The sequence below is a fragment of the Roseateles sp. genome (assembly GCF_965262435.1).
Lineage (GTDB): Bacteria > Pseudomonadota > Gammaproteobacteria > Burkholderiales > Burkholderiaceae_C > Paucibacter_A.
The window spans coordinates 658,785-671,568 of sequence record NZ_OZ253537.1 but is presented as its reverse complement, the minus strand read 5'-3'; the positions used below and the strand labels follow the sequence as shown (position 1 = coordinate 671,568).

The following is a 12,784-nucleotide window of genomic DNA, read 5'->3' as shown; positions in this document are numbered from 1 at the left end:
CTGTTCAACGCTGACCCAGCGGGTACAGGCCTTGTGGCCGCCACATCAACACCGCCACCATCAGGCCGATGTTGGAGAACAGGGCCAGCTTGGGCGCGAGGAAACCGGTGTAGTTGGCCAGCAGGCCCACCAGCAGGGCGCCGACCAGGCAGCCCACGGTGGAGCCCAGGCCGCCGATGATGATGACGATGAAGATCAGCACGTTGACCTGTGCGCCGATCTGCGGCGTTACGCCTTGCTGGTACAGGCCCCACATCACGCCGCCCAGGCCGGCCAGGGCCGAGCCGCCGACGAAGACCGCCACAAAGAGGCGCCGCACGCGGTAGCCCAGGCTCTCGACCATCTCGCGGTCCTGCACGCCGGCGCGGATCAAGAGGCCCAGCTTGGTGCGGTTGAGCAGCCAGAGCAGGGCCAGCAGCACGGCCAGGCCGGCCAGCACGGCGACGATGCGGAACTTCTCCACCGCCGCCTCACCCAGCAGCAGGGAGCCGCGCAAACCCTCCGGCAGGGGCAGAGGAATCATCTGCGCGCCCCAGACCACTTTGAGCAGCTCCTCGCCGATGATCATGCCGCCCATGGTGATGAGGATCTGCTTGAGGTGCAGGCCGTAGGCCGGCCGCACCAGCACGCGCTCGAACAGCAGGCCCACCGCGCCCGCCACCGCCATGCCGGCGCTGCAGGCCACGGCCACAGCGAAGAGATTGGCGCCCAGGTGGGGTGTTTCGGTGAAGCTGCTCATGGCGCCCAACACCGTGGTGGCCATGAAGGCCCCGAGGGCGATGAAGACGCCGTGGCCGAAGTTCAGCACATCCATCAGCCCGAACACCAGGGTCAGGCCCGAAGCGATGATGAAGATGATCAGGCCCATGGCCAGGCCGGCGATGGTCAGCGTCAGCCAGGTGCTGCCGCTGCCGACCAGGGGCAGGGCCAGCAGGGGCAGGGCGGCCAGCAGCCAGAGCGGCCGTAGGTCGAAGCGGGCCTTGGGGATGGCGGCGGCATCCGCCGCGGAAGGGAGGGTGCTCATGGGTTCAGCGTGCGTGCTCATAGGGGCGCTTCTTGCTCATTCATCATTGGTGAGCCGCCAGGCTCAGGCCCAGCAGGCGCTGCTGCAGGGACTCGTCCTCGGCCAAGGCCTGCATGGCGCCGGCGTGGACGACGCGGCCGTTGTCCATCACCGCGACCCGGTCGCCCAGGGCGCGGGCCACCATGAAGTTCTGCTCGACCAGCAGCACGGTCGTGGGGGCCTGACCGTTTTCACCACCGCGTTTGAGTTCGCGCAGCGCCTCGATCAGATTCAGGATGATGGCGGGCGCCAGGCCCTTGCTGGGCTCGTCGATCAGCAGCAGGCGGCGCGGTTCGATCAGAGCGCGGGCGATGGCCAGCATCTGCTTTTGCCCGCCGCTGAGCTTGCCGGCCGGGTAGAGCCAGAACTTCTTGAGCGCGGGGAAATGGCCGAACAGCCAGTCCAGGCGCTGCCCATCCAGTTCGCTCAGGCGGCGCGCGCCGCGCGCGGCCAGCAGCAGGTTCTCGGCCACGCTGAGGTCGGCAAAGATGCCCATGTTCTCGGGCACATAGGCGATGCCGCGTTGGGCGATCTCGGGTGTTTGCGCCGGCTCGCGCGGGCTGCTGGCGCTGATGCGCTGGCCGTCGAAGTCGATGCGGCCCTGGCTGGCTTGCCACAAGCCCATGATGGTGCGCAGGGTGGTGCTCTTGCCCGCGCCATTGCGGCCCAGCAGCATGGTGACCTGGCCGGCCGGCACCTCCAGGTCCACGCCGTGGAGGATGTGATACGCGCCGATGTGGGTGTGCACGCCCTGCAGGGTCAGCAGCGAAGTGGCGCTAGTAGTTGTGGCCGTATTCGTGCTCATGCGCTGGCGCCTTCCATCTCTGCCGCGGGCAGTGCTGCGCCCAGGTAGGCGTTCTGCACGACGGGCGAGGCGATCACGGCGGCCGGTTCGCCGTCGGCCACCAGCTGGCCGTTGTGCAGCACGATGATGCGGTCGGCCAGCTCGCGCACCACATCCATCTTGTGCTCGACCAGCAGGATGGTGTGCTGGCCCTGGGCTTTCAGCTCGCGGATCAGGTCCAGCACCACGGGCACTTCGTCCACGCTCATGCCGGCGGTCGGTTCGTCAAACATATAGACCTTGGGTTGCAGGGCGATCAGCAGGGCCACTTCGAGCTTGCGCTGGTCGCCGTGCGGCAGGCTGGCGGCCGTGGCCTGGGCGCGCGTTTGCAGCCGCACGCGCTCGACGATGGCCATGGCTTCGTCGATCAGGTCCTGGTGCTGCAGCCAGACCGAGAGCATGCGCAGGCCCAGGCCCCGCCGCGCCTGCACGGCCAGGCGCACGTTCTCGAGCACGCTCAAATGCGGGAACAGCTGGGTCAGCTGAAAAGCCCGGCCCAGGCCCAGGCGGGTGCGGGCCGGCGCGGGTAGGGTGGTCAGGTCGAGGCCGTCCAGCCAGACGCTGCCGCTGCTGGCTTTCAGTTGCCCTGAGATGAGGTTGAAGTAGGTGGTTTTGCCGGCGCCGTTGGGGCCGACGATGGCGGTCAGGGTGCCGGGCTGGAAGCTGCAAGACACGGCGTCCACCGCTTTGTGGCCGCCGAAGTGGATGGAGAGGTTCTTTGTTTCAAGCACGGTGGTGCTCCGGGAATTCTTTTGAGTTAGAGCGCTGGAAGCTCGGCTACTGCGCGGCCGTTGGACGTCGTTGCGGGTCCTCCCACAGATCCTCACGTAGCGCCGCTACGCTCCGGTCTGTGGGTCCCCCCGCGCCTAGCCCAACGACCGCTCGCTACGCCTCGCGCGCTAGCGATGCGCGTGCCGAACGTCGGCGCTATCGTTGCTTTCGGCCCTTCCGTGTTTTATCGTTTGAGCTTCACGGGTTCGCCCCCTGTGCCAGCGCCCGAGGCGTAGCGAGCGGCTTCAGGACTAGGCGCGGGAGGACCCGAGAACCGGAACGTAGCGGCGCTACGTGAGGATTCGCGGGGGGACCCGCAACGACGGCCTGGAGTCGCGCAGTAGCCGAGCATCCGGCGCTCCAATCGAATCAGCCTAACAACCCATCACCGCTGATTCCGAATCGGCACATTCATCTCTTCGGCTTTGATCTCTCGTACGAGTTCCGGCACACCCCAAGCGAATGCGGGATCCACCTTGATCTTGAAGTGATACATCGCCTGCATCGCCTGATGATCCTCGGGGCGGAAGGTCATCTTCCCCTTGGGCGTTTCAAAACTCATGCCTTCCATGGTCTTGATCAGCTTGTTGGTGTTGGTGTCACCGCCGGTCTTCTTGAGCGCCTCCACCACGGCGATAGCGGCCGTCATGCCGCCGGCGGTGAAGAAGTCGGGCGGCGCCTTGAACTGCTTGTAGTGGTTGGCGACCAGCCATTCGTTGACCGGGTTCTTGGGGATGCCGAAGTAATAGTACGCAGCGCCTTCCATGCCGGGAAACTGCTTGTAGGCCGTCATGGCCGGCAGGATGTTGCCGCCGGTGGCGATCTCGATGCCATAACGCTTCAAGTCCAGGTCAGCGATCTTGAAGGGGTTGCCCACGCCGGCCCAGAGGATGAAGACGACTTTGCGGCCAGGCTCGTTCTTGAGCTTGTCGATCAGGCGCTGGGCGCCGGCGGTGAAATCGGTGGTCGTCGTGGGCAGGTATTCCTCGTGGACGATGCGGGCCTTTTTGATCGCATCACGAAACGCCTTCACGCCGTCGCGGCCGAAGGCGTAGTCCTGCGCCAGCGTGGCAATCGTGACGCCGGCCTTGTCCAGGGCCACGGCATTGGAGATCGCATCTTGCGAGGAATTGCGGCCGGTGCGGAAGATGTATTTGTTCCACTTGTCGCCGGTGATGGAGTCGGCCACGGCCGGCTCGACCAGCAGGATCTTTTTGTACTCCTCGGCCACCGGCAGCATGGCCAGGGCCACGCCCGAGGCGGTGGGGCCCACGGCCAGATCGGCCTTGTCGTCGCCATAGGCCGTGGCCAGCAAGTTCTTGCCCACATCGGGCTTGCCCTGGTCGTCTTTTTCGATCACCACGATCTTCTTGCCGCCCACTGTCATGGTGCCGCCGGTGGCGTAGTTCAGGCCCATCATGAAGCCGGTCTGGGTCTGCTTGCCGTAGGCCTCCAGCGGGCCGGTCTTGCTGTAGATCAGGGCGACGCGCAGCTCTTTGCCGGAGCTTTGGGCGCCTGCCTCGGTCGTGCCCAGCAGGGCAGCCATGACGGCCAGCACGCTCAGGCAGCGCGTCAGGGTCAGGCGGGTGGTCAATTTCGGGGGCATGGGGCGATCTCCTATGGGCTGCGGTCGCCCGCCTCGCTTGCAGCGAGCGGGTGGTCCAGGAGCTTACGCAATGACCATGCCGGAGCTGGCTTCAGCGGGCCCGGCTTGGTGCAAACACTGAGGCTGAGGGTGCTTGCCGCATTGAAGCCGGGGCTTTCACGGCCATGCGCGAGGCCACAGGCTGCGCCGGCCGGTGGAGATGCGCACTCTTGCGCCGGACAATGTTTGAAAAACAAACAGACGCGTTTGGCGAGTGTCTGAATTTCAGTCGCCGTCCGAATTTCAGACGGCGGGTCTTGGGGCTGGGCTGGGGGGGCTCAGGTTCTGAACACGGCCACCGTTTCATTGAGCCCTTGGGCTTGTTGCTTCAGGGATTCGGCGGCGGCGGCAGTCTCTTCCACCAAGGCGGCGTTTTGTTGGGTCATGCTGTCCAGCTGGCTGACTGCTTGGTTGATCTGGTCAATGCCGTCCGATTGCCCAGCGCTGGCCGTGGTGATCTCGTTCACCGTGGTGGTGACCCGCTGCACTGCTTCCAGGATTTCGCCCATGGAGCTGCCAGCTCGGCTGACCTGCAGGGTGCCGGCATTGACGCGCTCGACCGAGTCATTGATCAAGGTTTTGATCTCCTTGGCGGCTTGCGCCGAGCGCTGGGCCAGTGCGCGCACCTCGGAGGCCACCACGGCAAAGCCGCGCCCTTGTTCGCCGGCCCGCGCCGCCTCGACGGCGGCGTTCAGTGCCAGGATATTGGTTTGAAAGGCCACGCCGTCGATCACCGAGATGATGTCCGAGATCTTGCGGCTGGCAGCCGAGATGCCTTCCATGGTGCCCACCACTTGCTGCATGACAGCCTCACCGTCACGGGCGCGGGCAGCGGCGGTATCGGCAAGCTGATTGGTCTGGCGCGCCGCCTGAGCCGTATGGCGCACCTGATCTGTCAGGCCTTGCATGGAAGCCGCCGTCTCTTCCAGGTTGGCCGCGGCCTGTTCGGTGCGCATGGACAGGTCCTGGCTGCCCAGGGCGACTTCGCTGGATGCGTGGCCAATGGAGTCGGTGGCGCCACGAATGGCCGTGACCAGTTCACGCAGCCTGGCCTGCATGGCCAGCACTTGCAGGGCCACCAGCCCGATCTCGTCGCGTTGGCCCGTCTCGATGTGGCCGCTCAGATTGCCATCGGCCACTTCCTGCATCATCTGCTGCATGGCACCGAGGCGTTGGCGCAACCGTCGTACGAACACTTCGACGGCGACCAGCGAAACGCCACCCGCCAGCAAGGCCAGCAGCAGCCCGACCGAAGCATCTTGCTGGGCGATCGCCTCGACGTCGTCGATGTAGATGCCGGAGCCCAGCACCCAAGACCAAGGGCCAAAAGCTTGCACATAGGAGCGCTTGGCCACCGGATCTGCCGCGCCGGGCTTGGGCCACATGTAGTCGACATAGCCATTGCCGCTGGCCTTGACCACTTGCACCATCTCGACGAACAGGTACTTCCCTTTGGGATCCTTGGTGTCACTCAACTCTTTGCCGTTGAGCTCGGGCTTGATGGGGTGCATGACCATGCGCGGCCCCATGTCGTTGATCCAGATGTACTCGCTGCCGGAGTAGCGGATCTTGCCGATCTCGGCAGCGGCGGCAGTTTTGGCCTCGGCTTCGCTCATGGCGCCAGACTTGGCTTTGTCGGCATATGCCGAGGCGATTTTTTCGGCCTGCTTGACCTGTTCGACCGTGGTGAGCATCTTCACGCTCATCAGGCTGCGAGCTTCTCTCTGGGATAGCCAGAAGATCAGCAGAAGAAATCCCAAGACCGCCACCACGATGGCCAGTCGAAGCCGTGTCGCCAACATCAGGTGTCCCATATCGTCTCCGTGAGTCAGGGGCCTTTTCTGCAGCCGGCCGCCCACATTGCAGGTGATGGGAGCTGCGCTGTCTGGACTATCGGACCATGTCTCATGGTTTGGCAATGGGGCTAAGCCGCGATCAGGCAGCCTAATCTCGCGCAATTCGCGCTCAGCCGCACCTGGCATCCAGGCGCATGGCCCTTGCCTGCGGCATGCCAGCCCGGTCCGCAGGGCGCCCAAACGGGCGTAAATCCGGTGCGCAGCAGGTCCGCAGCCTGCGCTGTTGCGTCCTACCATGGCGCGCTTGGTTCTGGCGCGCTTGGGCCTCAGGTCTTGCCTGGCCCGCTTGTCTCTCAGTCAGGCACTGGCCTGCCCTGCCGACGATTCGCCGAGGAACGAGGAGCCCAGCTCTATGAGTCAGTCACCGCAGCGACGCCAGCTCTTGCAGACCTTGCTGGCCGCCGGAGGCCTGGGCTTGGCCGGCCGCGCAGGCGCCGCGCTGGCCCGCATCTCGCCCTCGGCCGCCGCCCTGGACCGCGTGGATGTCTACGCCCAGCAATAGCTGCGCGACCAGCAGATGCCCGGCCTGGCCCTGGCCCTGATCCAGGACGGAGAGCCCATCTACGCGCGCGGCCTGGGCTGGGCCGATGTGGGACAGCAGCGCCGGGTCACCGAAGACATGCGTTTTGCCACTTGTTCCATTTCCAAGCCCTTGTTGTGCTGCGCCGCGCAACTGATGGTGGAAGACGGGCAGCTGCGCCTGGACCAGCGCCTGGCCGGTCTCTTCGACGGCCTGCCCGTGGCCTGGCAAGCCATCACCTTGCGCCAGCTGATGCAGCACACCTCGGGCCTGCCCAAGAACGTCGATTTCGGCGACCCGGATGTGCAGGCCCTGTTTCCGCGCAACTATGGTGAGGCCGAATGGTTGCCGATCGTCATGCGCCAGCCCTTGCTAAGCCCGCCTGGCCAACGTTTCCTGTACAGCAATGTGGGCTACAACGTTCTGGCCAGCGCCATCGGCCGGCTGGCTGGCCGGCCCTATGAGCAGGTGCTGGCGCAGAGGCTGTTCGGACCCCTGGGCATGAAGAGTGCTCGCCTGATGCAGCCCGCGCCCGGCTTTGCCGACATGGCGGCCCCGCATCAGCGTGGCCCCGGCGGTGGGGTCGTTGACATCGGGGCCCAGCAGCCGCCTGGCGTGCGCAGCTGGATGGCGGCCGGCTGCGGCGGCTTTGAAATGAACTTGCGGGACATGATTCAGTGGGAGCGCGCCCTGCAAGGTTGGGGGCCGTTCAAGCCCTATCGACGCGTGTTCGAGAAGCTCTGGGCCCAGGGCGTGCGCACCGACTCGGGCGACAGTTATGGCCTGGGCTGGAGCTTCAAGCGCGGCCCGGGCGGCCCGCTGCACTGCTGGCACGAGGGCCAGAGTGAGGGCTTCTCGGCGCGCTTCGAGCGCTTCCCTGGCCAAGGCCGCGCCGTTGTGGCCCTGGGTAATCTGGGTGACTTCCAGCCCGCCGGGTTGAGTCGTGCGGTGCAGGATCTGGCCTGGAACCCCAGCTACCGTTGAACCCGCCGCGCCTGGTTCCTCATTCCTGCGTGAGCAGAGGCAGCTTGTCGTAGAGCGAGGCACGCGACATGCACAGCAGCTTGGCCGCGGCGAACTTGTTGCCGCCGGTGGCGCGCAAGGCGGCGCGCAGGGCGCTGCGTTCCAGCTCGGCGATCTGCTCGGCCAGGGGGCGCAGCAGGCTGGCGTCATCGGGGCCATGGACCGGTGGGGCCGGCAGCGCCGGCACCGGGCGCAGTTCACTGCCCGCGAGCGTCACGTTGCGGCCCGACGTACCTGTGGCACCCGTGGCGGGCTTCAGATAGGGCGCCAGCTGAGCGGCCTGCAGCAGCATTTCGTCGCCCATCAGGCAGGCCAGTTCCAGGACATTGCGCAGCTCGCGGATATTGCCGGGCCAGTCCTGCTGCATCAGCAGCTCCAGCGCATCGGGCGCCAGGCTGCGCGAGGCCATGCCGGCGCGTCGCACGATGTCCTCCAGCAGCGCCTCGGCCAAGGCCTCGATGTCGTCCAGGCGCTCGCGCAAGGCCGGCACGCGCAGGGGCAGCACATTGAGGCGGTAGTACAGGTCGGCACGGAACTCGCCGGCCGCGACCATGGCGCCGAGGTCGCGGCTGGTGGCGGCGATCACGCGCACATCGACCGGGATCACGGTGTTGCTGCCCAGCGGCTCCACCTCTTGCTCCTGCAGCACGCGCAGCAGCTTGCTTTGCAGGGTGGTCGGCATGTCGCCGATTTCGTCCAGGAACAGGGTGCCGCCGTCGGCCAGTTTGAACTTGCCCTCGCGGCCCTTGCGGTCGGCGCCGGTGTAGGCGCCGGGGGCGACGCCAAAAAATTCGGCCTCCAGCAAGGTGTCGGGCACGGCGGCAATATTGATGCTGACCAGGGGCTTGTGCGCGCGCCGCGAGGCGGCATGGATGGCATGGGCCAGCAACTCCTTGCCGGTGCCGGTCTCACCCAGCAGCAGCACGGTGGAGCTGCTCAGGGCGGCGCGGCGGGCCTGGCGTTTGACTTCCAGCGCCGGGGCGCTGCTGCCGATGAAACTGGCGATGGTGTGCTTGGAGCGGCGGTTCTTGCTTTGCTCGGCAGCAAGCTGGCGGCGGGTGTCGTCCAGCTCCTGCTGCAGCCGGCCGAACTTGGAGATCAGCGGCTGCATGGTGGTTTCGGGGTGGTCCAGCAGCACCAGGCCGAGCGCGCCGATCACCTCACCGGCCTCGTTGCGCAGCGGCAGGCGGGTCACCAGAAAAGTGCCGGCCCGGTTGGTCAGCAGGTCGATCAGCATCGGCTTGCCCGAGGCGATCACTTGCGGAATCAAGGTGTTGGGCACCACCTCCTCGACCGAGCGGCCGACGAATTCCGTCTCGTCACCAAAACCCAGGGCCGGTAGAAAGCGCTTGTAGCCCTCGCTGATCCAGACGATGCGGTGCGAGCGGTCCACCACCATCATGCCCTCGGTGGCCTGGGCCAGCACATCGAACAAGGACTGCGCAGCCATGCGCAGCACGCCGTCGGCATCGGCGGGCAGTTCAGGGATCGGGGCGTTGTTCTTCGAGACAGCGATGGGCATGGTCGGAGGGCGAGGCTGCTGCAATGTAGCAGCCTCGCCCGGTGGACAAATCATGGTGTGGAGCCGGCGTACAAGCGCGTGAGTTTTCGTAGCGAGCCGCTGTCAGGCGAGGCTGAGCCCGGACAGGCCAAGTCCTGAGGACTCGGCCTGCCTGGCGAAGGCCGAGGGCTCTGCCCGAGGCGGACGGGGCGCAGGGACCGGAACGTACTTCCTGTACGTGAGGATCCCGAGCACCCGGCCAACGACGCCTGGCAGTGGCGCAGTAGAAAAATCACGTGCTTGTCAGAACTTGTAGCCGACGCCCGCCGTGATGGTCCGCGGCGCACCGTAAAAACCGCTCAGCACGCCCAGCGAGGCGATGTTGTAGCCGTCCGTGCGGTAGGCCTTGTTGGCCAGATTGCTGCCTTGCAGGGAGAAGCTCAGGCGCTCGGTTTTCTCCCAGATCATGCCGGCCGAGACCAGGCCGTAGGCATTCTGGGCGATCACTTCGCTGAGGTCGGTGGTCGGGTAGACCTTGGTGCGGTAGTTCAGGCCCAGGCGGGTCTTGAGCACGCCGCCCAGGGCCAGGCCGGTGCGGTATTCGATGTTCAGCGCGCCCTGGAGCTTGGGTGTGTTGCTGAACTTCTTGTCCTTGGCCACGTTGACGCCGCGGTCGATGTACTCGTCGTACTTGGCGTTCACGTAGGCCACATTGCCGCTGATGGACCAGGCCGAGTCGGGGCGCCAGGCGAACTCCACTTCCGCGCCCTGCACCGTGGCCTGGCCGGCGTTGGTGAAGTCACCGAAGAAGCTGGGCACGCCGTTGGCGGCGGTGTAGGACGTGAAGATGGACAGCTGCACGTTCTTGTATTTGTTGTGGAAGACGGCGCTGTTGATCTCCAGACGGCCGCTGTCGAGCACGGTCTTGGCGCCCAGCTCCAGCGAGTCCAGGGTTTCGTCGTTGAAGGGCTCGGCCGAACGCGGCACGGCCGTGGCTTGGGCGCGCACGTTGTAGCCACCCGATTTGAAGCCGCGCGAGGCACTGGCGTAGAGGTTGGTCGTGCCGCTGAGCTTGTAGTCCAGGGACAGCTTGGGCGCAGTGTTGCTGACCTCGCGGGTCTTGTCGAAGTCGGCCGTGGCGGCGGTCACCTGGCTGAAGGTGGCGTCCTTGAAGCCTTGGTTCAGCACACGCGCACGCTTGCTTTCCTTGGTGTAGCGCAGGCCGGTGCTGAGGCTGAAGGCCGGACTCAGGCGCCAGCTCCAGTCGGCGTAGGCCGCCTTGCCCTTGGTGTAGACGGTGCCATTGGTGCTGCCGAAGAGCAGGTTGAAGAAGTTGTTCAGCACCGTGCCGCCGGCTTCGCCGTCGAACTGGTAGAGGCCCAGCACGCCGGCGTGACCGCTGCCGCTGTCGTAGCTGAACTGCAGCTCGTTGCTGGTCTGCTTGTCGGCATAGCGGGCCAGCACATCGGCGGTCTTGGCGGGCAGGCCGTCGAAATCGATGCCGGTGTTGGTCAGGCCGCGGCGGTTGGCGTGGACGAACTTGGCCGTCCATTCGTTGGACAGGTTCAGCGTCGCCGTCAGCGAGTGGCCGCGCGTGTCGGTGCTGTTCTGGTTGGCCATGCCGGTGGCGATGTCGTAGTTGCTCTCCACCGGCGGGTTGGCGTTCAAGCGTTTGAAGCCGCGCATGCCGGATTCATCAAGCGCCCGGTCGGCGCTGAAGACCACGGTCAGCGGCATGTCCTTGGCGTAGTAGCCCACGGTGGCGCGGGCGGCCGTGGTGTCCTGGTTGCTGACATCGCTGCCATCGGTCAGGTTCTTGCCATAGCCTTCGCGGTTCAGGCTGGCCACGGCGAAGCGGGCGCGGATCTGGCCGTCGGCCGTCGAGCCGCCGACCGAGCCCTTGAAATTGGCCTGGCCGTAGTTGCCGGTCGAGAAGCTCAGCGAACCCTCGGTCGCTGTGCCCAGCGGGCGCGATACATACTTGATCGCGCCGCCGATGGTGTTCTTGCCGTAGAGCGTGCCCTGCGGGCCGCGCAGCACTTCGATGCGCTGCACATCGAACACTTCCAGCAGCGCGCCCTGCGGCCGGGCCATATAGACATCGTCCAGATAGATGCCCACGCCCGGGTCCACGCCCCAGAGCGGGTCGGCCTGGCCGACGCCGCGGATGAAGGTGGTGATGGTGGAGTTGCTGCCGCGCGCGGCGTACACGGTCAGGTTGGGCACCTGGCCTTGCAGGTCGCCGAGGTTCTTCACATTGAGCGCTTCCAGCGCGGTGGCGCTGAGGGCGGTCACCGCCACCGGCACATCGCGCAGGGTTTCCTCGCGGCGGCGGGCGGTCACCTTCACGGCTTCGAGCTTGTTGGTGCTGGCTTCTGTTGCTGCTGCTGTGTCTGCCTTCGCAGCCTCCGCGCTGGTCTGCGCCTGGGCGCTCAGCGGCAAGGCGAACAGCGCGGCCATGGCCAGGCTCAGCGGCGAGAGGCGGATCTGGCCATGGGCTGGCTCGCTGCGGGCGGAGGAGTTTGGGGCGGTCTTAGGTGTGGTGGTGAAGCGCATCGGTTTGTCTCCGTGGGGTGGCTTGCTTGTGATCTAGGTCTGGCTGCTGCAGCTGCAAAAGGAAAAAGGAGCGGCCGTGCTCTTCTTGGCTCGGCTCGTCGGTTTGTTGTTGCTGGTTGCCGTGGAATGAATCGAACGGTGGCTCGATCCAGGGGTCCACGGACCAAACGGCTGCAGCGACGCACTGCTTCTGCAATAGCTGTGCCCACGAAGCGGGCATGCGACCCAGACTGGTGCAAACCACTAGTCCAAGAGGCCCTTCAGCCGCCCGGCTGAGGTGTTACAGGCTCGGTTTTGGGGCGCAAATGACGCGAGAGGGCGTGAGGTTTTGCGCAAAACAAGGCCGGCCGAGCGGGCGATGGCTTTTTTTCAGACAGCGTGAGTGACAGAAGTGTCCAAAAAACAGGCGATGGATGATGTTTGGACGGAGTGCCGGCCTGCTGCTTCCCCCTTGCCAGTGCGGATTCCTGATCGCTTCATAGGCCTGCTGGACCTAGGTGAACTCCGCGTTGGCCGAACCCTTTGCTATCAGTCACTGGGGCAGCGAATGACCGCGGGCCGCCATGCAGCGATGGGTGACCGACTCTGAGCTGTCCTTGCCAGTTGCATTGCCTGGTTCTGGATGCTGTCCCTTGCTTGGAGCTTGGTGCCCAGTGGGTGCGAGCAAGGCGTCGATCATGGCGTAGCGCCGGCATTCACTCAGGTCCATGTCGAACTGAGTTTGACTCTCCCCGCCCTGTGAATGCTCTCTTCCGGCCGTAGACATTGCGCAACCCGATAACAAGAGACATAGAACCAGCACGGCCAGCTCTGTTGCAACTGCTTTCATTATTTACTCCCTCGAAACACAAACCGCTCTTCGTCGGCAGGCCAAGTATAAAAAGCGCCATCGTGTCCTATCCCTTCGAAAGAAGTTCTCGGCCGGTGTTCTTTCGGTAAATCGCAAAAACGAAAGTCAAATGTCTCTATTTTTCATCTCCAACTTCCGGGGGGTTGACTGCAAGC

At 65.4% G+C, this 12,784-nt stretch carries 9 protein-coding genes; 2 read left to right on the top strand and 7 right to left on the bottom strand.

Features of this window, described 5'->3' with window-relative positions:
• Positions 1 to 4: 4 nt before the first annotated feature.
• The 5 genes from ACQY39_RS02995 to ACQY39_RS02975 all read right to left on the bottom strand — a co-directional run bounded on the left by ACQY39_RS02995 (position 5) and on the right by ACQY39_RS02975 (position 6,029).
• Positions 5 to 1,024 (bottom strand): branched-chain amino acid ABC transporter permease, encoded by a 1,020-nt coding sequence (locus ACQY39_RS02995; RefSeq protein WP_428503411.1) that lies wholly within the window; start codon positions 1,022 to 1,024, stop codon positions 5 to 7.
• Between the two features lie 43 nt (positions 1,025 to 1,067).
• Positions 1,068 to 1,868 carry an ABC transporter ATP-binding protein gene (locus ACQY39_RS02990; protein ID WP_428503410.1) on the bottom strand — a complete coding sequence of 267 codons (801 nt, stop codon included), beginning with the start codon at positions 1,866 to 1,868 and terminating at the stop codon, positions 1,068 to 1,070.
• Entirely contained in the window at positions 1,865 to 2,638 is a 774-nt protein-coding gene (locus ACQY39_RS02985) for an ABC transporter ATP-binding protein (protein WP_428503409.1), read from the bottom strand. The genes ACQY39_RS02990 and ACQY39_RS02985 overlap by 4 nt, the downstream gene beginning before the upstream one ends.
• A gap of 425 nt (positions 2,639 to 3,063) precedes the next feature.
• Positions 3,064 to 4,284, bottom strand: coding sequence for a substrate-binding domain-containing protein (locus tag ACQY39_RS02980; protein ID WP_428503408.1), 1,221 nt, complete (start codon positions 4,282 to 4,284; stop codon positions 3,064 to 3,066).
• Between the two features lie 317 nt (positions 4,285 to 4,601).
• A complete protein-coding gene (locus ACQY39_RS02975) occupies positions 4,602 to 6,029 on the bottom strand; it encodes a methyl-accepting chemotaxis protein (RefSeq protein WP_428503407.1) in 1,428 nt (475 codons plus the stop codon).
• A 502-nt stretch (positions 6,030 to 6,531) separates the two neighbouring features.
• On the opposite strand from ACQY39_RS02975, the gene ACQY39_RS02970 reads away from it, so the two are divergent.
• Positions 6,532 to 6,681, top strand: coding sequence for a hypothetical protein (locus ACQY39_RS02970; protein WP_428503406.1), 150 nt, complete (start codon positions 6,532 to 6,534; stop codon positions 6,679 to 6,681).
• Between the two features lie 15 nt (positions 6,682 to 6,696).
• Positions 6,697 to 7,683: a serine hydrolase domain-containing protein gene (locus tag ACQY39_RS02965; protein ID WP_428503405.1), complete on the top strand. Its 987-nt coding sequence runs from the start codon at positions 6,697 to 6,699 to the stop codon at positions 7,681 to 7,683.
• Positions 7,684 to 7,702: 19 nt separating this feature from the next.
• Here the strand turns inward: ACQY39_RS02965 and ACQY39_RS02960 are convergent, their stop codons facing one another.
• Both ACQY39_RS02960 and ACQY39_RS02955 read right to left on the bottom strand, forming a co-directional pair.
• Positions 7,703 to 9,244 carry a sigma-54 interaction domain-containing protein gene (locus ACQY39_RS02960; protein ID WP_428503404.1) on the bottom strand — a complete coding sequence of 514 codons (1,542 nt, stop codon included), beginning with the start codon at positions 9,242 to 9,244 and terminating at the stop codon, positions 7,703 to 7,705.
• A 282-nt stretch (positions 9,245 to 9,526) separates the two neighbouring features.
• Positions 9,527 to 11,779 carry a TonB-dependent receptor gene (locus tag ACQY39_RS02955; RefSeq protein ID WP_428503403.1) on the bottom strand — a complete coding sequence of 751 codons (2,253 nt, stop codon included), beginning with the start codon at positions 11,777 to 11,779 and terminating at the stop codon, positions 9,527 to 9,529.
• Between the last annotated feature and the right edge of the window lie 1,005 nt (positions 11,780 to 12,784).